A 26,135-nucleotide genomic window follows, 5' to 3' on the forward strand; every position below is an offset into this window, starting at 1 on the left:
AATATGTCTCGTCGTACTGTTGCTCAAAAACGTCCCGTACCGCCAGATTCGGTCTATAACAGTCGTCTAGTTAACATGCTAGTACGACGGGTAATGCGGCACGGCAAAAAGTCACTGGCATTAAGGGTGATTTACGATGCCATGAAAATTATCGAGGAACGGACAGGCTCAGATCCATTAGAAACGTTTGAGCAGGCTGTCCGCAACGCTACTCCTCTGGTGGAAGTAAAAGCCCGCCGGGTGGGTGGCGCAACATACCAAGTGCCGATGGAAGTACGCCCAGACCGGGGTGCAGCGTTGGCGCTAAGGTGGCTGATTCAATTTTCCAGATCCAGGTCGGGTCGCTCAATGGCGATGAAACTGGCGAACGAGTTGATGGATGCGGCTAACCAAACCGGCAGTTCGATTCGCAAACGGGAAGAAACCCACCGCATGGCTGAAGCGAACAAAGCTTTTGCTCACTATCGCTATTAGCATTTGGGCAAACCGCTTGACCACAAAAAGTATAGAATCTTAACAGAGAGTAAGGAAATCAATACTGCGGCATTAACCAAGGAGGTAGCCGTGGCACGTACCGTCCCGCTTGAAAGAACACGCAATATCGGGATTGCCGCCCACATTGATGCGGGCAAGACAACGACAACTGAACGGATTCTATTCTATTCGGGGCTGGTTCACAAGATTGGAGAAGTCCATGAAGGAACCACAGTAACGGATTGGATGGAACAAGAGCGGGAGCGAGGAATTACCATTACTGCTGCCGCTATCAGCACCAGCTGGAAAGACCATCAAATTAACATTATTGACACACCGGGACACGTTGACTTCACGATTGAAGTCGAACGTTCCATGCGGGTTTTGGATGGAGTAATTGCTGTATTCTGCTCGGTGGGCGGGGTACAGCCTCAGTCTGAGACAGTATGGCGGCAGGCAGATCGGTATAACGTGCCTCGGTTCGCCTTTGTTAACAAGATGGATCGGACTGGGGCGAACTTTTATAAAGTTTACGACCAGATACGCGATCGCATGAGAGCCAACGCAGTACCAATTCAACTTCCGATTGGAGCGGAAAGCGACTTCCAGGGAATTGTAGACTTGGTGCGGATGCGTGCCCTGATCTATAAAGACGATGTCGGCAAAGAAATCACAGAAACAGATATTCCAGCCGATCTGCAAGCAAAAGCAGAAGAGTTTCGCCTCAAGCTGGTGGAAGCAGTAGCCGAAACCGATGATGTCTTGACCGAAAAATATCTCGAAGGCGAAGAATTTACTGAAGAGGAAATCAAGCAAGCCCTACGCAAAGGCACGATCGATGGCACGATCGTTCCGATGCTGTGCGGGTCGGCCTTTAAGAATAAAGGCGTACAGCCGCTGTTGGATGCGGTGATCGATTACCTACCCGCCCCGATTGACATTGCGGCGATTAAGGGAACTAAGCCAGATGGCACTGAGGTAGAGCGGAGAGCCTCGGATGAAGAGCCACTGTCAGCCTTGGCCTTCAAGATTATGGCAGACCCCTACGGTCGCCTCACCTTTATTCGCGTTTACTCGGGCGTACTCAAGAAAGGCAGCTACGTGCTGAACGCGACCAAGGGTAAGAAGGAAAGGGTATCGCGGCTGATCGTATTAAAAGCAGATGAACGGATCGAAGTTGAAGAACTGCGAGCGGGAGATCTGGGTGCGATTTTGGGTCTGAAAGACACATTTACCGGCGATACGATCTGCGAAGAAGGCTCGCCAGTAATTCTGGAGTCCCTGTTCATCCCCGAACCCGTGATATCGGTGGCGGTGGAACCCAAGACCAAACAGGATATGGAGAAGCTATCCAAAGCTCTGCAATCCCTGTCGGAAGAAGACCCCACTTTCAGAGTCAATATCGACCAGGAAACCAACCAAACCGTGATTGCCGGGATGGGCGAGTTGCACCTGGAAATCCTAGTTGACCGGATGCTGCGGGAGTTCAAGGTAGAAGCAAACGTCGGTGCGCCGCAGGTGGCTTACCGCGAAACAATCCGCAAAGCGGTGAGAGCAGAAGGGAAATTTATCCGCCAGAGCGGTGGTAAAGGTCAGTACGGTCACGCCGTGATCGAAGTGGCACCAGGAGATCCCGGTAGCGGCTTTGAATTCGTCTCCAAGATCGTTGGGGGTACTGTACCTAAAGAATACATAGGACCCATAGAGCAAGGGATCAAGGAAACCTGCGAATCGGGTATTTTGGCTGGATATCCGGTAATTGACCTGAAAGCAACCTTGGTGGATGGCTCATACCACGAAGTAGACTCGTCAGAAATGGCGTTTAAGATTGCTGGCTCAATGGCAATAAAAGAGGCAGTCAATAAGGCTTCGCCGGTACTGTTGGAGCCTATGATGAAAGTTGAGGTGGAAGTACCGGAAGCATACCTGGGGACTGTAATGGGAAACCTGATTTCCCGTAGGGGTCAAATCGAAGCTCAAGAAGTCGAACAGGGTCTGGCTAAGGTGACCACTAAAGTCCCACTGGCAGAGATGTTTGGATATGCTACAGATATCCGGTCTATGACCCAAGGCAGAGGCATCTTCTCGATGGAGTTCAGCCACTACGATGAAGTGCCTAAGAACGTGGCTGAAGCCATCATCGCCAAGAGCAAAGGGAACTCTTAGTTAGTAAAGGAAATTAGCATTCATGGCACGCGCAAAGTTTGAACGGAATAAACCCCACGTCAACATCGGTACTATTGGTCACGTTGACCACGGTAAAACAACCTTAACAGCAGCCATCACCATGACCTTGGCAGCTCTTGGTCAGGCGCAGGCAAAAAAATACGATGAAATTGATGCGGCGCCAGAAGAAAAGGCACGGGGTATTACCATCAACACCGCTCACGTAGAGTATGAAACCGCAAAACGGCACTATGCTCACGTGGATTGCCCCGGGCACGCGGACTATGTGAAGAACATGATCACGGGTGCTGCTCAAATGGACGGTGCTATTCTGGTAGTTTCTGCGGCTGATGGTCCTATGCCTCAAACCCGCGAACACATCCTCTTGGCAAGACAGGTAGGTGTTCCCAGTCTGGTGGTCTTCTTAAATAAAGAAGACATGGTGGATGACGCAGAACTCCTGGAACTGGTAGAATTGGAAGTTCGTGAGTTACTGTCTAGCTACCAATTCCCTGGTGATGATATTCCAGTTGTGATCGGCTCGGGTCTGCAAGCGCTGGAAGCAATGGTTGCTAATCCCAAGACAGCACGGGGTGAGAATAAGTGGGTAGATAAAATCTACGCGTTAATGGACGCTGTAGATGCTTATATCCCTACTCCCGAACGGGATATTGATAAACCGTTCCTGATGGCTGTAGAAGACGTGTTCTCTATCACAGGTCGTGGAACTGTAGCTACAGGTCGTATTGAGCGGGGTAAGGTTAAAATCGGTGACAACGTGGAACTGGTCGGCATTAAAGCTACCCGTAGCACCACCGTTACTGGGATCGAGATGTTTAAGAAGAGCCTTGAGGAAGGGATGGCTGGTGACAACGCCGGTATCCTGCTGCGGGGTATCCAAAAGGCCGACATCGAGCGCGGGATGGTGATTGCCAAGCCGGGTTCGATCACGCCTCACACTCAGTTTGAAGGTGAAGTGTACGTTTTGACGGAAAAAGAAGGCGGTCGCAAAACGCCTTTCTTCCCTGGCTACCGTCCTCAGTTCTACGTGCGGACAACCGACGTAACTGGAACGATCGCAGCATTCACGGCAGATGACGGTAGCGCGGCAGAAATGGTGATGCCCGGTGACCGCGTTAAAATGACCGTGGAATTAATCAACGCGATCGCAATTGAGCAAGGTATGCGCTTCGCGATTCGCGAAGGTGGTCGCACCATCGGTGCAGGTGTCGTATCGAAGATCCTCAAGTAGACACTTTCCTTTTTAATTAAGAGCAGAAAGGCAACTACCCGTTTGGGAAGTCTGCTTTTCTGCTCTGGCTTCTGGAAAAACAAAAATAATCGTTTTCAACCGAACCTGGAAAACTGAAAATGGCAACGATTCAACAGCAAAAAATTCGCATTCGACTCAAGGCTTTCGACCGCCGCTTGCTCGATACTTCTTGTGAAAAGATTGTAGATACGGCAAATCGGACAAACGCTACAGCAATCGGCCCGATTCCCCTGCCGACTAAACGCCGTATTTACTGCGTGCTGCGCTCGCCCCACGTTGATAAAGATTCGCGGGAACATTTTGAAACGCGCACCCATCGCCGCATTATTGATATTTACCAGCCTTCTTCTAAAACCATTGATGCTTTGATGAAACTCGACCTGCCAGCTGGCGTGGATATTGAAGTGAAGCTGTAAGCAAAACTGGCAAGTTGGCAAGGGTAGCCCTTGAGTGCTAATGCTCAAGGGCTGCTTACTTTATTACCTTTTTTAGGAGCAGATCCGTTAAAGTAAGTAAATAAGCGCCTTTACTTTCTGTACTATGGCATCCTCTTCCTCAATTGCTGTTAGAGAGCTTCCTCTGTTCCCGTTGCCGGAAGTAGTTTTATTTCCAGGTAGACCGCTGCCTCTACACATTTTTGAGTTTCGTTACAGAATCATGATGAACACGATTCTGGAGAGCGATCGCCGCTTCGGGATTCAGCTGTGGGATCAGGTTAAGGGACAACCCGCCGATGTGGGGTGCTGTGCCGAAATTATTAGATACCAGCGTCTCCCAGACGATCGCATGAAGATCTTAACCTTAGGGCAGCAGCGGTTCCGCGTCCTGGAGTATGTCCGAGAAAAACCTTACCGAGTCGGCTTGGTGGAATGGCTCGAAGATACCCCGCCACAGAAGAACTTGGTTCCTTTAGCAGCAGAAGTAGAACAACTGCTGCGGGATGTGGTACGTCTTTCGGCTAAGTTGACCGAGCAAAATATCGAATTACCCGATGATATCCCCAGTCTGCCTAGAGAATTATCTTATTGGGTCGCCAGCAATCTCGCTGGCGTGGCATTAGAGCAACAGGCAATGCTAGAAATGCAAGATACTGCGGCGAGACTGGAACGGGAAGCGGAAATTCTCACCTCTACGCGCAATCATCTGGCGGCGCGGACTGTGCTAAAAGATACGCTGAAAAGTAGCTAATGGGTAATGGGTAATTGGTAATGATTTTGCCAATCTACCTCTCGCCCTTACTCGGATCGAGTACTTGAATATCCTGAAGTTAAAGGATATAAATTATACCAGTGACGAACGGCGAGCCATATGACCGAGAGCAGCCCCGCTAGGCTAAGGGTTAGACCGCTGTAGGTGACTAATAACCCTAAAACGGGCAAAATTGCCCCGGCAATGGTACAAATAACGGCGGCGAGGTGGACGCGACGATTTGACCCCAGTCCCCAGGCTAGGGCTAGCAGGACAAGGGAAATACCTGTCCACGCTATTTGGGCATTGACAAAACGGCTGAGATATGTTAAAGCCAGGATGCAGGCGAAGAAGGTAGCGCCAGCGATCGCTACATCTCGTAAACTCATCGGTAGGGATAAGTACAGCAACAATAACCACCACAGGAATAAAGCTGGAGCCAGTATCAGCAAGCGGGGTAAAATCCCAGTATTCTGAGCCGGTTTAATCGCTGTAAATACTCCGAAGGGGTTGAGGACGGAAACATTATCGTCAAATACCCAGGTAAAGCGTGTGCCTTTTGCTTCTTCTTTGCTCTCAGTAGGAACGATACCGCTAGCAAAATCGGCTGCGGGGAAATTAGCCAGTACGCTGAGGCGAAAATTGGAAAGTAGTTGTTCGCTGGCATTATAAACCCAACGCGGCGCGCCTTGAGCTTTATAGGTGACGCGAAAGCGAGTTTTTTCGTTTGGTTGTAGGCGGAAAGGAAAGCTATATTCCCCTGGATTTTTGGGTTGCAGTCTTGTACCGTTTCGCTCTACCTTAAAATTTTGTAATAGAGAGTAACCGTTGGGTGGGGAGATTTCAAAGAAAAAATTCTCAGCTTGGTTTAGACGATTCGTTGCTTGATAGTCAGCGCTAAAATCTAAAAGATAAATTGCTCGACCCTGCTTTTGGGGGTCTGGGACTTGGTCAATTTTAACCTCAATTTGCGATCCGGTGAGTGCGAGAAAGCGATTAATTGCTCGCTTTTCCTGGACTCGGACAAGCCTGTCACCTACTTGAGTATTGTAAGTATAGGGTGCGCCAATAATGTAGCGCACTTGGGGTGCTGGTTGTTCTAAACGTTCTCCGGCGACAGTTTCGGCGACTTTAGCTACTCGTGCTTGTTCCCAAAAGTGGTACCGAGTGCTTAAGGTTGAGCAGAGAAAAAATCCGCCTACTAAGAGGATTAAAATTAAGGCTGTATGTTGCAATCCTCGTAGCAATACTGAGTAGCGGAAGAGCCATTCGCCGATGAAAATGGCTTGTTCGGGTTCGTCGCGGCGGAGGGAGAAACTTAGGAGAGCAATCGCTATTCCTAATAGTCCTACTAAACCAGTTAAAATTAGGAATGTACGAAGTAGCTGTTTGCCAAATTCAATTAATTGGGTTGCTTGGGTAAGATCGGGTAACCCTGGAATACCTTGGGCTAGGTCAACCATAGGATAAGTTTTTTAAGGATATACCCAGTCAGACTGATATAATTTGTCAAAAGTTTCTGGCTTGACAAAAATTTTCTTTTTAATGAACCGCCAAGAAGCCAAGGACGCAGAGGAAGAGTAGAGAGAGAATTTTTGATGTTTAAATGGGAGATCGAACTTGTGAGTCAATTGTTGGCTGTTTGGTTGGAACTGCTGTGGGTGATGGTTTTGGATTGCTTTATCAAGGGTTAAGTAAGCGTCAGCTAGTTCGTGTTTATCCGCATTTGAATCAATCTCAATTTTTGTTTGGTAGAGGGATGATTTATGATGATACGGAATATACTTGTACAGTGGCTAAATTGCTGATTGTTTCGGCGGGAAATGTCGATATATTTAAGCAAGATTTGGGGATTAGATTGCGGTTTTGGTGACTCGGTTTACCGGCTGGAATTGGATATGGGAGGTTAGAAGCGATTTTGAAGTTGTGGTTGGGATATCGCTCTGGTGTCTTCTCGGCTGGAAATGGTGCCGCGATGCGAATAGCTAATAACGCAAGTTGCTAGTTATAAACTTTGGCGTTGCTAATGGCTAATTGCTAATTGCTAATATAGGATTTTTACCAATCTCGCCATTAGCCATTAGCCATTAGCCGCTCATCGAGAGATAACTAGCAACTTGAGTTAATAGCTAATGGTTTTTGGAGCCATTAGCTATTAGCACCTTTGCGATTTAGGCAACTGGGGCAGCAACTCTATCAAGGATAGCTTTGCGCTTTTCTAGGTCAAATCCATAGCCGTGGGGAAGAATATGAAGCCTCGCGCCGCAAATTGCCATCGGCTCATCTTTCAAGACATCATCGGCGTTGCTATGGGTAATTTCCGAGTCATCGACAACGGTAACAGAGCCAGCGCCAATGACTTCAAATTTGTTGCCATTGACTGCTACGGCTGTATTTTCGTCAATACCGATTCCCAAGACGGCTGGCTGCTGTGCCAAGGCTGAAATTAAGCGTCCCAGACGTCCGCGCTGGGAGAAATGCTGATCGACTACAATTCCCGGAAGGAAGCCCATACCAGGCCCCATTGCCACAGTATCAGCGCGAGGATTTGTCTCGGAGTCTCCTTCAATAATCATTACATCTGGCATCATGGCAGCACCGGCGCTTGTGCCTGCGACTACAATTCCTTCAGCGTAACGCCTGTGAATTGCTGTATCGAGTTTGGTGTCTTTAATTAAGCTGATGATGCGAGCTTGATCTCCTCCAGTAAAAAATACGCCAGTTGCTTGTTCAATGAATTCTAAGTAGTCTGGTTTATCTGCATCTTCTCGATATTCGGTGTCAATCACTTTAACCTCTTCGGCGCCCAGACGCTCAAAGATTCTGGTGTAGTCGTCTCCTACTTCTCTGGGCAAGCTGGTGGCAGCTGTCATAATTGCAATGCGAGCTTTGGTACCTCCGGCGCGTCGCACGAATTCCCGCAGGATTCTGCATTCGCCTTCTTTTTCTTCTGCACCGCCGATGATTAGTAATTGCCCGCGCTTATCGTCAGTCATACAAGCTCCATTTTTGAGGTCTTCTTTTAAGAAAACATCACAATCGAATCGTGGGAAACAGCCAAACGGTAGATTCTTATACAGAATTTCCAGTAATTTGGCTACCGGGGTAGACTTGCCATGGCACAGGGTAGGATAGTGGCAAGTGATTAGGTGGCAATGCCTGAGAACTCACTACCGGCTGACTCACTAGTCCTCTGAAATCCCAAGTGTCCCACAAGCTGACCGCAGTCTCGTTAGGCCGCAAGTTGCTAGTTATAAACTTTGGCGGTGCTAATTGCTAATTGCTAATTGCTAATATAGGATTTTTACCAATCTCGCGATTAGCCTCGTTCCCCAGGCGGTCGCCTAGGAACGCCATTAGCCACTAGCAATAATTCCAAAATCAGAAGATCAGGATTTTAGATTTGGGATTGAGCTGGGGGCGGGTTTATCTAAAATGTCTGTAAAACCCGCCTTTACTTAATGCTTGATAAATGAATAGTTGCTCCAATTGCTGACGGGTCGATAACCAATCTTATGATAGATGTGATTGGAAGTGGGATTGGCTAAATCTGTATAGAGAAAGCAGTATTTGCAACCGCTATCGAGCAGGTTTTGACTGAGGGCGGCGACGCAGGAAGTGGCATAACCTTTTTGGCGGTATTCGGGTGGAGTATATACCGCCGTGATGCGCTTTCCGTTGGGTGTTGAACCTCCAGAAAAAACCATTGATACGGGGATTTTATCTTCCCAAATATAGGCTAGATTGTGCTTGAGGTGATACTCAATGTTGCGAGCGCTATTTTTCTCATTCTCTCCTAATGCGTCGAGTTCAAAGGCTTTATACCATTCTAGTAATAGTTGGCGATCGCTCTCAAGAGCCAATCGCAAATAACCGCTAGATTTGGCAATTGGTTCGACGGTTTGCAACTGATGAATTCGCATTTGCATTTCTATCTCATAAGATTCACCTGTTAGCTTCTGCCAGGTTTGAGCAAATGCAAGTGCTTCATCTGTCAAAGCATTGACGCCGGGAAGCGGTTCTTTTTGCGCGTGTAAGTCGGATGCGATCGCTTCCAATGCAGCAAAATCCTCTACCTTTGATAGTACCGCCGCATACGGTGCTGTTTTAACTGCAACTGCTACCACCTTTCCCCCATCTTCTACGGATGCTAAATAGGGGTTTTTGTCGTATCTTTGCGGATAGTTAATTAAAGTATCGATGATGCCAAACAGCAAGCAGTGATGGGCTTCGTAGTTTAGCAGATAGTCTTTAACTTGTTGGTAAAATTGACTCGCGTCTTCAAACCGATGCAGTTTCATAACTCACTCCCATTCAGCGCGCGATATTGAGTAGAAAACTAAGTCTAGATTGTTAACGTTGGCTGCTTTTTCAAATTTCATCCCGGCTTTCTGCATTACGCGCAATGATGCGAGATTAGGTGCATCTGCATTTGCCACAATGCGATCGAAACCCAGTTGTTCAAAACCATACTTTATCGTGGCTTTGGCAATTTCTGTAGCATATCCCCGATTCCAATATTCGGGGGCGACTCCATAAATCATTTCCAATTCTGGCGGCGTATGAAAATACCAAAAGCCACCGAAACCTATGAGGATTTCTTGTTCGCGCAGAAACACTCCCCAAAGACCAAAATTATTAGTCTGGAAGCAAGCGATACTTTTTTCAATCAGGGAAGCGACTTCCTCTCTGGGGATTACTTTGTCGTCGCAAAGATATTTACGCACATCGGGATGAATCCACATTTGATGCAGCGCATCCACATCATCTAGCGTAAATGGGCGAAATTTGAGTCTAGCGGTTTCAATTTCAGGTGACATCGCGTTAACTCTCCCATCAAGTTTATAGCGGATTGCAGCCGTATGAGCTGCGCCTTCGTTTGTGTAGCGGCAGCATTAATGCTGCCGCTACACAAACAAGCCAAAAGGCTGTACCTCACTCACTTACAATCCGCTGTATTAAGCTACATTTTGCCACCATTCAATTCCAGAAAACCGGCTAGATTTTACCACCTACACGTAAATAGTCAGTGCAGAAATGCCCCTAGCCATTTTTCTAGGTATGCTTCTGCCCATTTTACCGATGTCGCTGGCTTTGAGAATAAGGCATTCTGAGGACATGAGGGAATTGAAAATTGTTCTTACCAATTACCAATTACTCATTACCAATTACCCATTACCAAATGGAGTTGTTAAATGTCTGCCGATCAATCTAACGCCATAGTTACGTTGTCTAATAATTTAGCCGATGCGGTTGAACGGGCAGGTGGGGCGGTTGTTGGTATTAATGCTAGACAGCGGATGGCTTCTAGTGGCGTCCACTGGCGATCTGGTGTCATTGTTACTGCTGACCATACTATTAGACGCGAGGACGAAATTACCGTTATTTTGCCCGATAATCGCACGGTTACTGCTACTTTAGTAGGAAGGGATACGAGTACGGATTTGGCAGTTTTGAAGTTAGAGGGAATAGATTTTCCTGCTGCTACAATCGGCGATGTGGACTCGCTAAAAGTGGGTAACATAGTGCTGGCGTTGGGGAGGTCAAGCGATCGCTCTTTAACCGCCAGTTGGGGTGTAGTCAGCGCCAAAGGCGGCGCTTGGCGCACTTGGCGCGGCGGTCAAATCGACCAATTATTATTACCCGATCTAACTTTATACCCCGGTATGGATGGAGGACCGTTAGTCGATTCTTCTGGATGCGTTGTGGGTATCAATACCGCCGGTTTATCCCGTCGCAGCGATGTAACTATTCCTGTTTCTACTGTTAACCGGGTGGTGAATCAATTGTTAGAAGCTGGACATATTAAACGGGGATATTTGGGCGTGGGTATGCAACCCGTGCGCTTGCCAGATGTGCTGATAAAGCAGCTAAATTTGTCCTCTGCTGGGGGTGCGATCGCTGTCAATATCGAACCAGGTGGCCCAGCAGATACAGCAGGCATGTTGCTAGGTGATGTCATCGTAACACTCGACGATACCCCGATCAACGATACCTATGATGTCCTCGCAATGCTTGGATCTCAAAGCGTCGGTAAAACAATAAAGGCACAAGTTATCCGAGGTGGCACATTAATTGAACTAACAATAACTATCGGCGAAAGAGTCAGACAAGAAGGATGCGAAGGAGAGGAAAGAGGTAGGGGGAGATCGAGAGGTAGATGGAGAGGCGATCGGGAGGAATAAATCAGAATTTCCGTCGCATCGCCCGCCAGGGACTTAAGTCCCTGGCTAATAGCAAAAGTCCACTTAAGTGGACTATAAATTACGCAGTCTCTACAAATTATTGGCGTCTTGGCGGTTTATAAAACTTTGAGCATATGACACAATTAACCGATGAATTGGCATCCATCGCAGCTACTTTGAGACGTTCTACAGTCCAAGTGCGTTCTGGAAATGACGGAGTTGGAGCGGGTGTAATTTGGCATTCTGATGGAATAATTATCACAAATGCCCATGTTGTTCGTGGGTTTTCAACAACAGTTGAGTTGTGGGATGGACGAGTATTAGAAGCGGCAATTACTGCCAAAGATCCGGTGCGAGATCTAGCGGCGATTAAAGTTAACGAAAAAGAGTTAACCGCCGCCACTATCGGCAATTCCGATAATTTACGAGTTGGTGAATTAGTGTTAGCAGTAGGCAACCCTTTAGGCGTAGTCGGCGCATTTACGACTGGAATTATCCACGCAGTTGGTATGGCTGTAGGGGCAGGTTTTACCAATAACCATACAACTGGTACAGACAATTTGACTAAACCCGCCCCTCAAGGTGAACAGAGGAAAAACCCCAATCTAAAATCCAAAATCCAAAATCTAAAATTCCCTGATTGGATACAAGCAGATATCCGACTTTATCCTGGCAATTCTGGTGGTCCTTTGGCTGATGCACGCGGTCGCGTTATCGGTATTAATAGTATGGTTGCTAATGGTTTGGCGCTGGCGATACCGAGTAATGCGGTAGAAGGTTTCTTGCAAAAACAGAACGCGCCGCGTCCTTATCTTGGGGTAACTACTCAACCCGTGTTAGTACGTTTAGGTAAACAGCGGATTTTGGGTTTATTGGTTTTGGCGGTAACTAAAAATAGTGCTGCTTTTGCGGCGGGGATTGCTCCTTTTGATGTGTTAATTAAAGCTGGGGATGACTATTTTAGGACGCCGAATGATTTGGTGAGGGTGCTTTGGGAAATGAATCCAGGGGATGTGCTACCGCTGGAATTGATTCGCCAAGGACAGCACTATTGCTTAGATGTGATGGTGGGTGGCGCCAGCGAGGCGGAGGCGGCGTGACGCGGGTTTTGGTTGCTGCGGATTCTGCGATCGCGCGCGCCGGTTTAGAAAGCATTCTCCTCTCTCACGCAGATTTTACCCTAGTCGGCAGTGTAGGAACCCAGCCAACTGCGCTACAGCAGCAAATTGAAACTTATGCGCCCGATGTGGTACTCCTGGATTGGGATCGAGTGGAAGACGAAGCAATATCCGAACTATTGTTTGCTTTGGGGATGGAAGTTCTGGAGTTACCGGCGATCGCTATCTTAACCGACTCCCTAAACTCGACATCACAAGCATTACGCTTAGGCGTGCGAGCAATTCTACCCCGATCCGCAACCAAAAGCGAAATTATCGCCGCCGTTGCTGCTGCTGCTACCGGACTGTTTGTACTCCATCCCGATGCGGTAGAAACATTACAAACAACTTTACCCTCTACCCCACGCACCTTACCAGCTTCCCCGCTACAAGCACTCACCCCCCGCGAAATCGAAGTTTTGGGGATGCTAGCGGAAGGAATGGGAAATAAAACTATTGCGCGACAACTGGGAATATCCGAACATACGGTGAAATTCCACGTTGCTTCGATTTTGAGCAAACTCAATGCTTCCAGTCGCACCGAAGCAGTTACCCTGGGTGCGCGACTGGGTTTAATTATGCTCTAATATCAAGTCCCTTCCTATAATTTTAAAGCCTGCGTTCGCGAAGCGTTCCCGAAGGGTAGGCAGGCTTTGTTTGTGTAGCGACACCATGCGCGGGTGTCGGCTACTCAATTGGTTAATGGTGTTGTAGGGGCGGGTTTTACCAGATACCTTTGATCGAAAGCGAATTGTGTTGATAAACCCGCCCCCCGCGCGATGTCGATGCCAGCGAACATGATATCACTTCAAAATCGCAGATGAATCGGTATATTTTACCCCGTTCATCTGCGTTCATCTGTGTTTTAATTGACAAATTTATAATTTTTAACAGCTAGCGTAACCTTTTAACTTTCAAACCATTTATTCCTGTGGTTGATATTATGTTAACCATATTTTATTTAAAAAGATAGACCAAACTGCCAATTTTTCTATGTCTTTAGTCTCAGATAATAAAACATTAATTTCCCGCCTGAGATTGAGGCTAGTTTCTGGTGTGAATCGATAAAGTAGAAACATCAGAAACAAGAAGACAAAGGAAAAGACGATTATGAAATTGACCAAAATTGCTAAAGCTAGCCTTCTAGCCGCCGATGATTGCTGTTGCACCTTTAAGTTTACCCGCACAAGCTCAAACCACGACTACCCCAGGGGATACTTACACGACTACTCCTCGCCAAGGTGTTGATGCTGTTAACGATGACAACGATTTTGATTGGGGTTGGTTAGGTTTACTGGGTTTAATTGGTTTGGCTGGTTTAGCAGGGCGCAAAAATGAAGAAACCGTGCGTTACCGCGAACCCAATGAAGTGAGTTCTCAGACCACCAGACGCTAGATATATCTATTCCTAACGTCAGATCTTCCTGGTTGATGCGAGGCGTTGACTGGGGAGATTTTGCTTATTAAAACTCGACTTAAGATAGTTTTTTGCTCAAGAGTTGTTGAATATATTTAATCGCAGTATCCCTTCACAGATAGACGAGAACTTCAGACTCTGCATTGAAAGATAATATATAAAGTTAAACAAGTACCAGTAATTAGTAAAGCTATCGCTGAAGCAAGCAGCGGTATCATAATGCCTTGGGTCAAGAAGACAAAATAGAGTCCGTACAAAATACCGAGTGCGATCGCATAAGCACCAAGGTCTACTAACGATTTAGATTGCCAAGCAAGCAAGCCTCCTATTAATGACCAAACCCCTATCCAAAGAGCATTACCCCACCAAGGCCAAATCAAAATTAGCTTACTCCCCACTTCGATCAGGAGCGGCTTTAAAGAGTTGTAAGCTGGTAATTCCCATGTTCGCAGCCTTTCTTGCCACCCCGGCACCATTAGCAAACAGGCGATCGCTAAACTGGCAACAAGCACTGTACGGAGAATGCGCCATCTGTACGGCGGTGAAAACAGGCTGTTTCTTTTGAGCAATTGCTGCCAAGTCAGCGGTGTCTCTTCCGAACTCTGACAAAATGCAGGTAACCAGCTAGCACAAGGATATTTTTTCTCTAAACCGTGTAATCTTTGCCTTGCATTGCGTATAGCGGTGTCTAAAGCAGTTCCCCTCTTGGCATATTCCTCCAAAAAATACCGAAAAAATTTGGGAGCGACCTCATCAGGCACGGGTTCCCGCATCACAATCACAAAAGGCAAGTATATCGCTTCTTCTGCTAGCTGTTGTGCTAATCCTAACCCGTCGCAAGAGTTGAAAATCGCTAGCTGTAAACCTTTTTCTACAGCTTTCTTCAGGGCGTATTTTAATTCATCAATTGTTAACCAATATTCCTCATTAATCTGAATTATTCCCTGTTGACTATTGGGTTGAGTCAAACTATGTCCAGCAAAAAATAGAATGTCCCATCCCTGTTCCCAAAGCCGATCGTTCAACTCTTCTACTGAAGGCTGTATAAGAAATTCGATTTTTGCTTGTCGAGCTAAATTTTTCAAAGCTTGCCTCTCTGATTCGGGATTAATGCCAGGGCCAAAAATCGCCAAAATTTTAACTTTTCCCTTAGCAGAAGGTGAAGCTGGTTTTTTAACTAATTCAAACTCAGGAACGCTGAAGATGATTTCTGGTTGGGTTTCCAGGGGCAAATCCCACAGATGCCAAGGTAGTCTTCGCAGCCAAATGTTGTAAGTTCGCAGCAACACTCGCACATCTTTGGATGACTTCAGTTGACGGCACAATTCGTCCTCAATAACGCGAAACCGATTTTCCAATTTCAGCCAGGTATTCATGCTTGTTTTTAACGCTTTAGCCGCCTGGAAGCTGCAAAAGCTTCAGGTTTTTGAGAATAGTTTGTTACCTGTCCCTGTTTTTCTTTAAGGGAACGGTAAAACGCCTCTAAGTTGCGGTAAAGCGACTGCCATTGGCGATATTGATTGAGAAGATCTGGATTTCTGGGCAACTTACCGCTTCTCGTTAAAGTAGGGGTGTGTTTGTTGTCTTCCTTAATTACCAAATTTACGGCAAATCCATGCTCAAAGTCTCCATATATCTCCAGTACGATCAGCTTACCCATTGCCAGCACCCTTAAGTATTCTTCTTAAGAAACAAAGCTCAAAGCCTTATTTGTCAAGGGTTAGAATATTGTAACGGCAGCGTAAACCGCCCCCGTAAAAGACTCGCATCTTACACCTTTATTAATAAGGCTTAAGAAATCAGTTTGATGAACGAAAAATCAAAATTTTCACGTTTCATCATTTGCAATAAACAAAGGTGATGGCGGTGGTTCAAGCTCTGAGATGGCGAACTTTTCGGTAATGCTAACACCCTGCCAATCTACTTTCACCCCAAATCGATCTCCCCGTTCGGCCTCAAACTGATATTGGATGAATTTATCAGCGCTTCTGGCTGTAACTTCTTTGAAAATTTCCTCTGACTCATCAAGTACAATCAGTTTGAGTCCTGGGGGTAAATAACTATTTTCTCCTGTTGGATACACCTGCAAATTAACTGCCACGGTATCTTCGTTTTCTCGCGAAAGATTGATAATCAAAATGAACGGATGACCTGCTAATTCTATTCCTAGATCGATCACCTTTCCCCGTCTCACTTTTACAGCAGTTTCGAGGTTAATGAGGTACAGGTATTAGTGCATCGAAAATTACAATGAAACCGTACTCAATTGATTTGCGAGAAAAAATAGTAAATGCTTATGAAAGAGGTAACACGTCAATCCGAAAAGTAGCTGTTCAATTTGGCGTAGCGAAAAGCTACGTACAAAAGCTCCTCCAACAAAAGAGAACACTCGGTCATCTAGAACCCAAAAAGCAAGGTGGTGCAATGAAGGGTAGATTGGATGACTACAGTAGCGAATTAGCGGAAATGGTTAAAAAACATCCGGATGCAACTTTATCCGAATACTGTGAGTATTTTGGAGAAAAATATAACATTTGGGTATGTGCAAGTGTAATGTGTGGTGCATTGCAAAAACACAATCTAACACGAAAAAAAAACTTTACGTAGTAGCCAAGCGAAAACAGAAAGAGTCCAAAAACTGAGAATCTAGTATTGGGAGAAAGTAAGACAAGTAGACCCATAAAACCTTGTTTTTATTGATGAAATGGGTGTCTTACTGGGTTTGACTCGAACTCATGGTAGAAGCGAACGCGGCAGTAGGTTGTATGATTTTAAGCCATATTATCGAGGTGCAAAAGTTAGTGTAATCGGGGGAATCAGTTTAAAGAAAGTTTTAGCTGTCATGACTTTAAACGGCTCGATGGATGGAGATGCATATAAAGTCATCGAACATTTTTTGTTACCACAATTATGGACTGGTGCAGTAGTTGTAATGGATAATCTTCCGGCACATCAAGTCGTAGAAATTAAACCCTTAATTGAATCTGTTGGTGCTGTTCTATACCTGTCTCCCTATTCCCCTGAATTTAATCCCATCGAGCATTGGTGGTCACAATTAAAAGCATTCTTGAAACAATTTTATCCAAAGAATGCCTCTGGAGTTGATGTTTTAATAAAAATAGCAGAATTAATTAATCCTGAACATATCAAAAATTGGTTGACAAATTGCTGATACTGTACCTCATGAACTCCGAATATGCTGTATATAACAAGCAACAAATTATGATGGCACAGTCTGGTGTAGGTCTATCTGTTAACATGGATTTACTTGGCATTGCTAACCAAATCAGATCCGATATCAAATCTGCTCAAAACCGTAGCGGATTTGTGAAAAATTTAGCGAACACAGCTTATTATGCTGCGCGTTTTGCTGCGAAGCGACACAATTTGGGTAAGCGATACCATGTGATGGTTTTTAATTTGAACCAAAACTATCAGGAAAGATTTAAAGGTGTTGTATTCTATGGTTCAGCAGTTTATGACGGCATACATTACGGTATTTGGGTGTTTGAAAGTGGTGAATTCATCAATCAAGGCGATGGTGGATGGATTAACTGGGCTTTTATAGGCCGGTTTGACAAAAATGGTGGTTATGTAAAATTCAAACCGTCATAGTCGTAGTCAGAAGACGAAGAGCATAAATAGCCCAATCTCCAACTTATCCGACACCAGAAACATACCCTCCTGAGAAATCCTTGCTAGCCCCTTCCAGGCGACTGGAAGGGGTATTCTTATTGGGGGTAGTATAGATTGAATAGCCCCTACTGACTCATGACCAATAAAGTAATCGTTTTCGGTAGCATCAACATGGACTTAGTAGTAAAAACACCCCGGTTACCCATTCCGGGAGAAACCCTACTAGGTCATGATTTTTTTACCGCACCGGGGGGAAAAGGCGCAAATCAGGCGGTAGCAATGGCAAAATTGGGTATCCCAACTTATATGGTGGGAAGGGTGGGAAAAGATGCCGAAGGTAACTCCCTCCTCGCCAGTCTGCAAACCTATGGCGTATCCACAGATTACGTCTTAACCGATACCGAAGCTCATTCCGGTGTCGCAATTATTGCCGTAGAAGATAGCGGGCAAAATAATATTATCGTCGTTCCCGGTGCCAATCGTCGCGTAAATACTGAAGATGTGGAAAGATTGAGTAATATTTTTGACAATGCAGCCGCTTTGTTATTGCAATTAGAGATCCCTTTATCGGCTGTAATTTTAGCAGCAAAAGCCGCTCGGAATGCCGGAATATCAGTCATTTTAGATCCAGCACCCGCGCAGAAAGATATCCCGGATGAAATTTATCCACTGGTAGATATTATTACCCCAAATGAAATCGAAGCGGCGCAATTAGTTGGTTTTCCAGTTAATAACCCGGAAACGGCACTTGAAGCTGCTGCGGTATTGCGTCAGCGGGGGGTGAAAACTGCCATTGTCAAATTAGGGGCATTGGGTGTTTGCTGTGCTACAGAGGATGAGAGTTTCTTCGTGCCAGCATTTCCCGTGGAAGCGGTGGATACAACTGCTGCTGGAGATGCATTTAATGGGGGTTTGGTAGCAGCTTTAACAGAAGGACATTCGCTGCGACAGGCGGTGGTATGGGGTGCGGCGGCGGGTGCGATCGCTACTACCCTTCCCGGTGCAATGCCTTCGATGCCCTCCCGCGATACATTTAACCAGTTTCTCAAAGATCGCCAAATTCTGTGAGCTTTCATCACTTACTCGTTTCCTGCCGCAAAAATACCTATTTAATCAACCGCAGAGGACGCTCCAGGACGCAGAGGTAAGAGAAAAGAAGAGAGAAGTGGGTAGGGAGTGTTTTTTGGGCGGCGATCGCCCCAAATTTTTATCTACAAATATTACCACCGAAATCCACGTACCAGTATGATTTATTACCATCGCCCCGGGTGGAGCTGGATTTTTAGGCAACAGCCATTCCGGCTAAAGTCCTCTAGGATAGGAGTAGCCGCATTGAGTCCGGTAAGGCTGGGATATAGCTCAGCCTTAGTTCCGGGCGACTTTTGCGTCTCGACCTGAAGCTGCTACCTCTCCCCCAACCTACGTGGAAGGGATAAGCTGGGAGAATTCACTGACAATTAACTTTAAACTGGTATAAAAACCACCCATGATTGCAACTACCAGCGTTACCGATAACCTGTTATTAAGAGGCAAAGGGTTGCCGCCGTTTGATGCGATTAAGCCTGAGCATGTGGTACCTGCAATAACCCAGCTACTGGCTGAACTAGATGAGGAGCTTGCCAGATTGGAGGCTAGGGTAAAACCAACTTGGAACGGCTTGGTTGAACCTTTAGATAGATTGACAGAGCGCTTAAATTGGAGTTGGGGTGTAGTAAATCATTTGATGGGGGTCAAGAATAGCCCCGAACTGCGCCAAGCCCAGGAAACGGTACAGCCTCTGGTTGTACAATTTTGGAACAAGCTCAGCCAAAGCAAACCGATCTACGAGGCGTTTAAGGCACTACGGGCGGGTGATACTTGGGAAAGTTTAGAGTCGGCACAACAGCGGATTGTAGAAGCGGCAATCCGAGATGCGGAACTATCGGGTGTAGGATTTGAAGGAGAAAAGCGAGACGAATTCAACAAAATCAAACTCGAACTGGCTGAACTTTCTACCAAATTCTCGAACCACGTCCTAGACGCGACTAAAGCTTTTAGCCTTACCTTAACCAGCTTTGACGAAGTTGACGGTTTACCGCGAAGCTTACTCAGTTTAGCCGCCTCTTCTGCTCGCGTCGCAGGAGAAGAAAACGCCACCCCGGAAAATGGACCCTGGCGCATCACTCTGGACTTCCCCAGTTACTTCCCCTTTTTGCAGCACAGCACTAGACGCGACTTGCGGGAAAAACTCTACAAAGCTTATATCAGTCGCGCCTCTAGTGGGGAGTTAGATAACAATCCGCTGCTTGAACGCATATTAGAACTGCGTCAAAAACAGGCGCAGCTACTCGGGTTTAACAGCTATGCCGAATTAAGTTTAGCCAGTAAAATGGCTCCCAACGTGGATGCAGTAGAAGCGCTGCTAGAAGAACTGCGCCGCGTTAGTTACGATGCTGCTTGGAAGGAATTAGAAGAACTGAAAGCTTTTGCAGCATCGAAAGGTGCAGAGTCAGCTCTGGACTTGAAACACTGGGATATCCCATTTTGGTCGGAAAGGCAGCGGGAAGAAAAATTTGCCTTTAGTGCGGAAGAGTTGCGCCCTTATTTCCCCTTACCGCAAGTGCTAGATGGTTTGTTTGGTTTAGCCAAGCGGTTGTTTGGCATTACCATAACTGCTGCCGATGGTCAAGCACCAGTATGGCACGAGGATGTACGATATTTCCAAATTGCGGACGAAACGGGGAATGCGATCGCTTACTTCTATTTAGATCCATACAGTCGTCCAGCAGAAAAGCGGGGCGGTGCTTGGATGGATGAGTGCATTGTGCGCGCCAAAATTATCGAAGCGGGGACGCCCAAAACCAGGTTACCTGTCGCGTATTTGGTCTGCAATCAAAGTCCCCCAGTCGATGGTAAACCCAGCTTGATGACCTTTGGCGAAGTGGAAACTTTATTCCACGAATTTGGACACGGTTTGCAACACATGCTGACAAAGGTAGATTATCCCAAAGCATCGGGCATTAATAACGTTGAGTGGGATGCGGTAGAACTGCCGAGCCAGTTTATGGAAAACTGGTGTTACGAACGACCCACTTTGATGGGAATGGCGAAACATTACGAAACAGGGGAACCGCTACCAGAGCATTATTACCAAAAACTATTGGCTGCGCGCACTTATATGAGTGGTAGTGTGATGCTGCGCCAGTTGCACTTTAGCTTGGTTGACTTAGAATTGCACCACCGCTATCAACCCGGTGGCGAGGAAACCGCAGCCGATGTGCGTCGCCGCGTCGCCAAAACCACCACGATTTTGCCACCCCTACCCGAAGATGGCTTTTTATGTAGCTTCGGACATATCTTCGCTGGCGGTTATGCGGCGGGTTATTACAGCTATAAATGGGCTGAAGTATTGAGTGCGGATGCGTTTGCGGCGTTTGAAGAAGCTGGTTTGGAGCGGGAGGATGCGATCGCTACCACCGGATCGCGCTTCCGCAATACCGTCCTCGCTTTAGGCGGAAGTTTACACCCGATGGAAGTCTTTAAAGCCTTCCGAGGACGCGAACCTTCTGTTACACCCTTACTCAGACACAGCGGTTTAGCTGCTTAATCAAAAGCCGATACCCTAAAGGGTATCGCTACACAAACAAAGGCTGCCAGAGCAGCCTGTAAGAATTTTAGCCCGCTACGCCTTGCTTTGTTTGTGTAGCCCCATGCTTTAGTATCGCTAAACAAACAAAGGCTGCCAGAGCAGCCTGTAAGAATTTTAGCCCGCTACGCCTTGCTTTGTTTGTGTAGCCCCATGCTTTAGCATGGGGGCATTTCATCACGTCCGGTAGCAAAGGGTGTGTATCATTTTTGATGTTGTAGGGGCGGGTTTTACCAACCATTCAGTGGAACTACCAGATATCTCGTTAAACCCTTCCTTTGCTGACGCTACCGATGCAACCGGGCATGATATCAGACGATGGGCGAAGGTATTGTCAAAGAAACCGAGTTTCTGCATTTCAGTTTATATAAATAAGAAAAGATATTTTCAAGCGTTACGAATCCCACATAAATTGTTACATTAATCAGTCGCGTCACCCGCAAAAAAAGGGAAATTTTCGCTAAAAATCTCGCTCCTGCCCTTAGCCTCGCAGTCGCATCAGAAACAGAAGAGTTCCTTGTTTTGTACAATTTTTTACATTTTGATGATAAGGCAGGTTAGCTTCCCGTGCTATGCTGTTTAACGCAAGCAGATGGGGAAGACACTGCAAAACGAGTCAGAAAATTTTGAGCGCAATTGAAGGCAACCAGATTTTAGCATCGGCATTAGTTTGCTCGTCTGCAAGTAAGTTTGAGAATGCTGCGGGAGTGACATCGAGGGAGTGTTGCGATCGCACAGAAATTAGTCACCCCGATAACGGAGAAAAATCATGATAGACATCGACAGACAAGGACAAGATATTAATTTGGCTAGCTTGGAACAAGAAGCAATGCAGCTAGCCACTCAGCTATCGGGGCGAATTCAGCCTCACGGGGTTTTGTTTGTATTAGAAGAAACCGACCTAAAAATATTACAAACGAGCAGCAATACCTACGCGGTTTTCGGCAGATCGCCCCAAGAAATGCTGCAAAAGACTATAGAAGAAATCCTCGATCCCTACCAAGTAGAGAGAATTAAAGCCGGGTTAACCGACGAAAATTTTGATTACATCAATCCCACCAAAGTTTGGGCGCGCACCCAAGGCGATAATTATCTAGTATTTGATGCACTTTTTCATCGCAACAAAGATGGGTTTCTGATTTTGGAATTAGATCCAACATTCTCACAAGAAAGCATCCCGTTCCTCAGCTTTTATCATTTAGCAAGAGCATCGATTAACCAGTTAGAAAAAACAGCCAATCTGCGCGACTTTTGTCAAATTATTGTCCAGGAAGTCCGAAAAGTAACGGGTTTTGACCGGGTGATGCTGTATAAATTTGATGAGGATGGACATGGAGCCGTCATCGCCGAAGAAAAATTAGACAGTATGGAATCTTACCTGGGTCTACACTACCCAGAGTCAGATATTCCCAAACCAGCCAGAACATTTTTTACCTCGAATTGGATCAGATTAATCCCGGATACCAAAGCTCAACCCGTCGGACTTTTTCCAGCTAATAATCCCATCAGTCAGCAACGGCTAGATTTAACTTTTTCTCTGCTCAGAAGTGCGGCTGACTGTCATATGGAATACCTGCACAATATGGGAGTTGGGGCGAGTCTGACGATTTCTTTAATGAAAGACCAAAAACTCTGGGGACTGATTGCTTGTCACCATCAGACACCCAAACACGTGTCTTACGAGTTGCGGAAAGCTTGCGAATTCTTGGGTCGAGTAGTATTTTCGGAAATCTCGGCGAAAGAAGAAACCGAAGATTACGACTATCAGATGAAATTAAACTACGTTCAATCAGCCTTGATTGAATACATGTCCCAAGAAGAAAACTTTATTGACGGGTTAGTTAAACACCAGCCGAATTTGCTGGAATTAGCAAGCGCTACTGGTGCTGCCGTCTGTTTTGGCAACTATTTTACCACCATCGGCGAGACTCCCAAAGAAGAAGATTTGAATTTCTTAGTCCAATGGCTCAAGAATAACGTTCAAGAAGAAGTCTTCTATACCGATTCTTTGCCGAGGATTTATCCCGATGCAGAGAAGTATAAAAACGTCGCCAGCGGCTTGCTAGCAATTCCTATTTCCAAGAAAAACTACGTTTTGTGGTTCCGACCAGAAGTAATTAAAACGGTCAATTGGGGAGGCAACCCGAATCAGGCTTATGAATTAAATCGCGCCGAGGGGAATTTGCGCTTGTGTCCGCGTAAATCATTTGAATTGTGGAAAGAAACCGTTCGATTAACATCGCTGCCCTGGAAACAGGTAGAAGTTAAAACTGCACTGGAATTGCGAAAGGCAATTATTAACATCGTGCTGCGTCAAGCCGATGAACTGGCTCAATTAGCGCAAGATTTAGAACGTTCCAACGCCGAACTGAAAAAGTTTGCTTATGTAGCATCCCACGACTTGCAAGAACCGCTCAATCAAGTGGCGAATTACGTGCAATTGTTAGAGATGCGTTATTGCGACCAACTCGACGAAGATGCTAAAGAATTTATTAGCTTTACCGTTGAAGGAGTCAGCTTGATGCAAACTTTAATTGATGACGTGCTGGCTTATTCAAAGGTAGATATTCAAGGCAGCGAATTTAAGCTGACTGATGTGGAAAAATCCTTGGATAAAGCGCTTAGCAACCTGCGACGACGCATCGGTGAAAGTCGAGCCGTTATTACCCAGGATCCCATGCCAACGGTGATGGCAGATAGCACTCAAATGATGCAGCTATTCCAAAATCTGATCGGGAATGCTATCAAGTTCCGCAGCGAAGAAACCCCTGTAATTCATATAGGAGCGTCTCGTTTAGAAGATGCGTGGTTATTTTCAGTCAAGGATAACGGGATTGGGATTGACCCGCAATTTTCCGAGCGCATATTTGTGATTTTTCAACGCCTGCACGCGCGGGATGAATACCCAGGTACGGGGATGGGATTAGCGATTTGTAAAAAGATTGTGGAATGTCACCGAGGTCGGATCTGGGTTGAGTCAGAATTAGGACAAGGTGCAACTTTTTATTTTACAATTCCAGTCGGAGGACGCGAGCGTGAGCGTAGAAATGGGCGAAAGACCCAAAATCATCTTTTTGGTAGAGGACAATAAAGCGGATATTCGTTTAATACAAGAGGCATTGAAAGATAGCCCGGTGTCCCACCAGGTGGTGGCGGTGAGGAATGGGATGGACGCGATCGCATATCTCCGCCGCGAAGGAGAGTATACTGAAGCATTGCGTCCTGACCTGATTCTGCTAGATTTAAACTTGCCCAAAAAAGATGGTCGAGAGGTGCTAGCAGAAATTAAAGCCGACCCGGACTTGAAACGCATTCCGGTCGTCGTGCTGACAACTTCTAGGAATGAGGAGGATATTCACCACAGCTACGAATTGCACGTCAATTGCTACATCACCAAATCCCGCAATCTCAACGAACTATTTAAAATAGTTAAGGGGATTGAAGATTTTTGGCTAGCAACAGTTACTTTACCGTCGGAGTGATAGGATTTTGGATTTGGGATTTTAGAGTTTAGATTGGGCAGACTATCAAAGGAGGAGAAAGGGAAGAACCAAAAGAATATGCTTGCAAGCGCGCTAAAAATATTGTTGATTGAAGACAGTCTGGCAGAAGCTAGATTGTTAGAAGAGTTTTTGCAGCAAGCTAAGTCCAAGCAGTTTAGTCTGGTGCATGTGAAACGATTGCGGGAAGCTCTTGAACAACTAAATCAAGATTCGTTTGATGCGATATTGTTGGATTTAACGCTACCAGATAGCCAAGGATTAGCCTCCCTCTTGCCGCTGATAAGTCTTGCCCCTAGCGTACCGATTGTGGTGCTAACGAATACCAACGATGACGAACTGGCGATAGAGGCGGTGCGCCAAGGAGCGCAAGATTATCTGGTCAAGCGCCAGGTAAATTCGCAATTGTTGGTGCGATCGCTCTATTATGCGATCGAACGCAAGCAAATGTCGGAATCCTTACGGGAATTAAATAAAACCTTAGAAACTCGCGTTGAGGAACGAACCGCTGAGTTGATGAAAGCCAAAGAAATCAATCAACTCAAATCTGAATTCGTCTCGATGCTGTCTCACGATTTCCGCAATCCTTTAAATGCTATTCTGCTTTCGGCTGGATTTCTGCAACACCACGAACAAAAATTAACGCGGGAGAAAAAACACGCTCATTACCAATTAATTCGCTCAGCTATCAAAAACATGGCGCAGTTATTGGATGAAGCTTTAGTACTCGGTAAAGCCGATGCCGGTAAATTTGAGTTTCGCCCCACTCCCTTAGCTTTAAAACTATTTTGCCACGATTTGATTGAAGAGCTAAAACTCAATATAGGCGAGAAACATCAGCTTGTTTTTACAACGGGTGGGGTATTCGTCGAGGCGGTATGGGATGAAAATCTTCTGCGACACATTTTGACCAATTTACTCGCCAACGCGATTAAATATTCACCGGAAGGTGGTATAATTAGATTTGAATTAATCGGTCAGGAAAAAACAGTTATTTTCCGGATTCAAGACCAAGGAATTGGCATTCCAGAAGAAGACCAAGAACGACTGTTTGAACCTTTCCACCGCGCCAGTAATGTCGATACAATTCCCGGTACTGGTTTAGGATTAGCCATTGTCAAAAGGTGTGTGGAGGCGCATGGAGGCGAGATTTCCGTGCAAAGTGAAGAGGGAGTTGGCACGACGTTTATCGTGACGCTGCCGGTGATGGTGCAAACCTATTGCAATTCTGGGTAAGATTGCGTAAGCGCTGAGCTTCTTTGGCATTGAAATTAGCATTTAAATAAATTTCAAGTTGTAGGGGCACGGCAATATACAATCTTTGGGTATAAATCAAAAGTTATCTATGCCGTGCCCCTACTATAACGGCAATATACAATCTTTGGGGATAAATCAAAAGTTATCTATGCCGTGCCCCTACTATAACGGCAATATACAATCTTTGGGGATAAATCAAAAGTTATCTATGCCGTGCCCCTACTATAACGACAATATACAATCTTTGGGGATAAATC

The 26,135-nt window shown here is 46.0% G+C and carries 25 protein-coding genes and 1 pseudogene; 19 read left to right on the forward strand and 7 right to left on the reverse strand.

Going from position 1 to position 26,135, the window contains the following annotated elements:
- Positions 1-3 precede the first annotated feature (3 nt).
- The 5 genes from rpsG to MiSe_RS01635 all read left to right on the forward strand — a co-directional run bounded on the left by rpsG (position 4) and on the right by MiSe_RS01635 (position 5,101).
- Positions 4-474 (forward strand): 30S ribosomal protein S7, encoded by a 471-nt coding sequence (rpsG, locus tag MiSe_RS01615; RefSeq protein WP_226573344.1) that lies wholly within the window; start codon positions 4-6, stop codon positions 472-474.
- 90 nt (positions 475-564) lie between these two features.
- Complete coding sequence (gene fusA, locus MiSe_RS01620; RefSeq protein ID WP_226573347.1) at positions 565-2,640, forward strand: elongation factor G; 2,076 nt, start codon at positions 565-567, stop codon at positions 2,638-2,640.
- A 22-nt stretch (positions 2,641-2,662) separates the two neighbouring features.
- Positions 2,663-3,892, forward strand: coding sequence for an elongation factor Tu (tuf, locus tag MiSe_RS01625; RefSeq protein ID WP_226573349.1), 1,230 nt, complete (start codon positions 2,663-2,665; stop codon positions 3,890-3,892).
- Positions 3,893-4,011: 119 nt separating this feature from the next.
- Positions 4,012-4,329, forward strand: coding sequence for a 30S ribosomal protein S10 (rpsJ, locus tag MiSe_RS01630; RefSeq protein WP_018399487.1), 318 nt, complete (start codon positions 4,012-4,014; stop codon positions 4,327-4,329).
- Positions 4,330-4,453: 124 nt separating this feature from the next.
- Entirely contained in the window at positions 4,454-5,101 is a 648-nt protein-coding gene (locus tag MiSe_RS01635) for an LON peptidase substrate-binding domain-containing protein (RefSeq protein ID WP_226573352.1), read from the forward strand.
- A 47-nt stretch (positions 5,102-5,148) separates the two neighbouring features.
- Here MiSe_RS01635 and MiSe_RS01640 read toward each other — a convergent pair whose 3' ends face one another.
- Entirely contained in the window at positions 5,149-6,564 is a 1,416-nt protein-coding gene (locus MiSe_RS01640) for an alkaline shock response membrane anchor protein AmaP (RefSeq protein WP_226573355.1), read from the reverse strand.
- A 143-nt stretch (positions 6,565-6,707) separates the two neighbouring features.
- Here MiSe_RS01640 and MiSe_RS01645 point away from each other — a divergent pair, with 143 nt between their 5' ends.
- Positions 6,708-6,974, forward strand: a complete 267-nt coding sequence (locus MiSe_RS01645; protein WP_226573358.1) for an ADP-ribosylglycohydrolase family protein — start codon at positions 6,708-6,710, stop codon at positions 6,972-6,974.
- 298 nt (positions 6,975-7,272) lie between these two features.
- Here MiSe_RS01645 and MiSe_RS01650 read toward each other — a convergent pair whose 3' ends face one another.
- The 3 genes from MiSe_RS01650 to MiSe_RS01660 form a co-directional block, all read right to left on the reverse strand.
- Positions 7,273-8,097 (reverse strand): cyanophycinase, encoded by an 825-nt coding sequence (locus MiSe_RS01650; protein ID WP_226573361.1) that lies wholly within the window; start codon positions 8,095-8,097, stop codon positions 7,273-7,275.
- A 462-nt stretch (positions 8,098-8,559) separates the two neighbouring features.
- On the reverse strand, positions 8,560-9,402 hold the full coding sequence (locus MiSe_RS01655) for a GNAT family N-acetyltransferase (RefSeq protein WP_226573362.1): 843 nt from the start codon (positions 9,400-9,402) through the stop codon (positions 8,560-8,562).
- Between the two features lie 3 nt (positions 9,403-9,405).
- Positions 9,406-9,921, reverse strand: a complete 516-nt coding sequence (locus MiSe_RS01660) for a GNAT family N-acetyltransferase (protein ID WP_226573365.1) — start codon at positions 9,919-9,921, stop codon at positions 9,406-9,408.
- 375 nt (positions 9,922-10,296) lie between these two features.
- Here MiSe_RS01660 and MiSe_RS01665 point away from each other — a divergent pair, with 375 nt between their 5' ends.
- From MiSe_RS01665 to MiSe_RS01680, 4 genes are all read left to right on the forward strand, one after another.
- The gene (locus MiSe_RS01665) at positions 10,297-11,286 is read left to right on the forward strand and encodes a S1C family serine protease (protein ID WP_226573368.1); all 990 of its coding nucleotides are present in this window, start codon (positions 10,297-10,299) and stop codon (positions 11,284-11,286) included.
- Between the two features lie 134 nt (positions 11,287-11,420).
- Positions 11,421-12,386, forward strand: a complete 966-nt coding sequence (locus MiSe_RS01670; protein ID WP_226573370.1) for a S1C family serine protease — start codon at positions 11,421-11,423, stop codon at positions 12,384-12,386.
- The gene (locus MiSe_RS01675) at positions 12,383-13,030 is read left to right on the forward strand and encodes a response regulator transcription factor (RefSeq protein ID WP_226573373.1); all 648 of its coding nucleotides are present in this window, start codon (positions 12,383-12,385) and stop codon (positions 13,028-13,030) included. The genes MiSe_RS01670 and MiSe_RS01675 overlap by 4 nt, the downstream gene beginning before the upstream one ends.
- Before the next feature lie 566 nt (positions 13,031-13,596).
- Positions 13,597-13,839 (forward strand): WGxxGxxG family protein, encoded by a 243-nt coding sequence (locus MiSe_RS01680; protein ID WP_307731107.1) that lies wholly within the window; start codon positions 13,597-13,599, stop codon positions 13,837-13,839.
- A gap of 152 nt (positions 13,840-13,991) precedes the next feature.
- On the opposite strand, the gene MiSe_RS01685 is transcribed toward MiSe_RS01680, so the two are convergent.
- From MiSe_RS01685 to MiSe_RS01695, 3 genes are all read right to left on the reverse strand, one after another.
- Positions 13,992-15,236, reverse strand: coding sequence for a CHAT domain-containing protein (locus MiSe_RS01685; RefSeq protein ID WP_226573376.1), 1,245 nt, complete (start codon positions 15,234-15,236; stop codon positions 13,992-13,994).
- A gap of 8 nt (positions 15,237-15,244) precedes the next feature.
- Complete coding sequence (locus tag MiSe_RS01690) at positions 15,245-15,520, reverse strand: hypothetical protein (protein ID WP_226573379.1); 276 nt, start codon at positions 15,518-15,520, stop codon at positions 15,245-15,247.
- Between the two features lie 168 nt (positions 15,521-15,688).
- Entirely contained in the window at positions 15,689-16,054 is a 366-nt protein-coding gene (locus tag MiSe_RS01695; RefSeq protein WP_226573381.1) for a DUF1822 family protein, read from the reverse strand.
- A 56-nt stretch (positions 16,055-16,110) separates the two neighbouring features.
- Between MiSe_RS01695 and MiSe_RS01700 the strand changes: the two genes are divergently transcribed.
- The 9 genes and pseudogenes from MiSe_RS01700 (at position 16,111) to MiSe_RS01740 (ending at position 25,857) form a co-directional block, all read left to right on the forward strand.
- On the forward strand, positions 16,111-16,467 hold the full coding sequence (locus MiSe_RS01700; RefSeq protein WP_226573384.1) for a helix-turn-helix domain-containing protein: 357 nt from the start codon (positions 16,111-16,113) through the stop codon (positions 16,465-16,467).
- A 97-nt stretch (positions 16,468-16,564) separates the two neighbouring features.
- On the forward strand, positions 16,565-17,032 hold the full coding sequence (locus MiSe_RS01705; RefSeq protein ID WP_264196274.1) for a transposase: 468 nt from the start codon (positions 16,565-16,567) through the stop codon (positions 17,030-17,032).
- A 68-nt stretch (positions 17,033-17,100) separates the two neighbouring features.
- Positions 17,101-17,475: pseudogene (locus MiSe_RS01710) on the forward strand (stress protein); the annotation flags it as partial.
- A gap of 156 nt (positions 17,476-17,631) precedes the next feature.
- The gene (gene rbsK, locus MiSe_RS01715; RefSeq protein WP_226573386.1) at positions 17,632-18,564 is read left to right on the forward strand and encodes a ribokinase; all 933 of its coding nucleotides are present in this window, start codon (positions 17,632-17,634) and stop codon (positions 18,562-18,564) included.
- A 418-nt stretch (positions 18,565-18,982) separates the two neighbouring features.
- Entirely contained in the window at positions 18,983-21,082 is a 2,100-nt protein-coding gene (locus MiSe_RS01720) for a M3 family metallopeptidase (protein ID WP_226573389.1), read from the forward strand.
- 665 nt (positions 21,083-21,747) lie between these two features.
- Positions 21,748-21,894: a hypothetical protein gene (locus MiSe_RS01725; RefSeq protein WP_226573392.1), complete on the forward strand. Its 147-nt coding sequence runs from the start codon at positions 21,748-21,750 to the stop codon at positions 21,892-21,894.
- Complete coding sequence (locus MiSe_RS01730) at positions 21,891-24,212, forward strand: sensor histidine kinase (protein WP_226573394.1); 2,322 nt, start codon at positions 21,891-21,893, stop codon at positions 24,210-24,212. Before MiSe_RS01725 ends, MiSe_RS01730 begins: the two co-directional genes overlap by 4 nt.
- The gene (locus MiSe_RS01735; protein WP_444980448.1) at positions 24,157-24,603 is read left to right on the forward strand and encodes a response regulator; all 447 of its coding nucleotides are present in this window, start codon (positions 24,157-24,159) and stop codon (positions 24,601-24,603) included. The genes MiSe_RS01730 and MiSe_RS01735 overlap by 56 nt, the downstream gene beginning before the upstream one ends.
- 78 nt (positions 24,604-24,681) lie before the next feature.
- Positions 24,682-25,857 (forward strand): hybrid sensor histidine kinase/response regulator, encoded by a 1,176-nt coding sequence (locus tag MiSe_RS01740; protein ID WP_226573408.1) that lies wholly within the window; start codon positions 24,682-24,684, stop codon positions 25,855-25,857.
- The last annotated feature ends 278 nt before the right edge of the window (positions 25,858-26,135 follow it).

The organism is Microseira wollei NIES-4236 (genome assembly GCF_020521235.1).
GTDB classification, from domain to species: domain Bacteria; phylum Cyanobacteriota; class Cyanobacteriia; order Cyanobacteriales; family Aerosakkonemataceae; genus Microseira; species Microseira wollei.

Coding starts and splice junctions, on each gene's coding strand:
- rpsG (WP_226573344.1), top strand. CDS start 4: ATGTCTCGTCGTACTGTTGCTCAAAAACGTCCCGTACCGCCAGATTCG.
- tuf (WP_226573349.1), top strand. CDS start 2,663: ATGGCACGCGCAAAGTTTGAACGGAATAAACCCCACGTCAACATCGGT.
- rpsJ (WP_018399487.1), top strand. CDS start 4,012: ATGGCAACGATTCAACAGCAAAAAATTCGCATTCGACTCAAGGCTTTC.
- MiSe_RS01635 (WP_226573352.1), top strand. CDS start 4,454: ATGGCATCCTCTTCCTCAATTGCTGTTAGAGAGCTTCCTCTGTTCCCG.
- MiSe_RS01640 (WP_226573355.1), bottom strand. CDS start 6,564: ATGGTTGACCTAGCCCAAGGTATTCCAGGGTTACCCGATCTTACCCAA.
- MiSe_RS01645 (WP_226573358.1), top strand. CDS start 6,708: ATGGGAGATCGAACTTGTGAGTCAATTGTTGGCTGTTTGGTTGGAACT.
- MiSe_RS01650 (WP_226573361.1), bottom strand. CDS start 8,097: ATGACTGACGATAAGCGCGGGCAATTACTAATCATCGGCGGTGCAGAA.
- MiSe_RS01655 (WP_226573362.1), bottom strand. CDS start 9,402: ATGAAACTGCATCGGTTTGAAGACGCGAGTCAATTTTACCAACAAGTT.
- MiSe_RS01660 (WP_226573365.1), bottom strand. CDS start 9,921: ATGTCACCTGAAATTGAAACCGCTAGACTCAAATTTCGCCCATTTACG.
- MiSe_RS01665 (WP_226573368.1), top strand. CDS start 10,297: ATGTCTGCCGATCAATCTAACGCCATAGTTACGTTGTCTAATAATTTA.
- MiSe_RS01670 (WP_226573370.1), top strand. CDS start 11,421: ATGACACAATTAACCGATGAATTGGCATCCATCGCAGCTACTTTGAGA.
- MiSe_RS01680 (WP_307731107.1), top strand. CDS start 13,597: ATGATTGCTGTTGCACCTTTAAGTTTACCCGCACAAGCTCAAACCACG.
- MiSe_RS01685 (WP_226573376.1), bottom strand. CDS start 15,236: ATGAATACCTGGCTGAAATTGGAAAATCGGTTTCGCGTTATTGAGGAC.
- MiSe_RS01690 (WP_226573379.1), bottom strand. CDS start 15,520: ATGGGTAAGCTGATCGTACTGGAGATATATGGAGACTTTGAGCATGGA.
- MiSe_RS01700 (WP_226573384.1), top strand. CDS start 16,111: ATGAAACCGTACTCAATTGATTTGCGAGAAAAAATAGTAAATGCTTAT.
- MiSe_RS01705 (WP_264196274.1), top strand. CDS start 16,565: ATGGGTGTCTTACTGGGTTTGACTCGAACTCATGGTAGAAGCGAACGC.
- rbsK (WP_226573386.1), top strand. CDS start 17,632: ATGACCAATAAAGTAATCGTTTTCGGTAGCATCAACATGGACTTAGTA.
- MiSe_RS01720 (WP_226573389.1), top strand. CDS start 18,983: ATGATTGCAACTACCAGCGTTACCGATAACCTGTTATTAAGAGGCAAA.
- MiSe_RS01730 (WP_226573394.1), top strand. CDS start 21,891: ATGATAGACATCGACAGACAAGGACAAGATATTAATTTGGCTAGCTTG.
- MiSe_RS01740 (WP_226573408.1), top strand. CDS start 24,682: ATGCTTGCAAGCGCGCTAAAAATATTGTTGATTGAAGACAGTCTGGCA.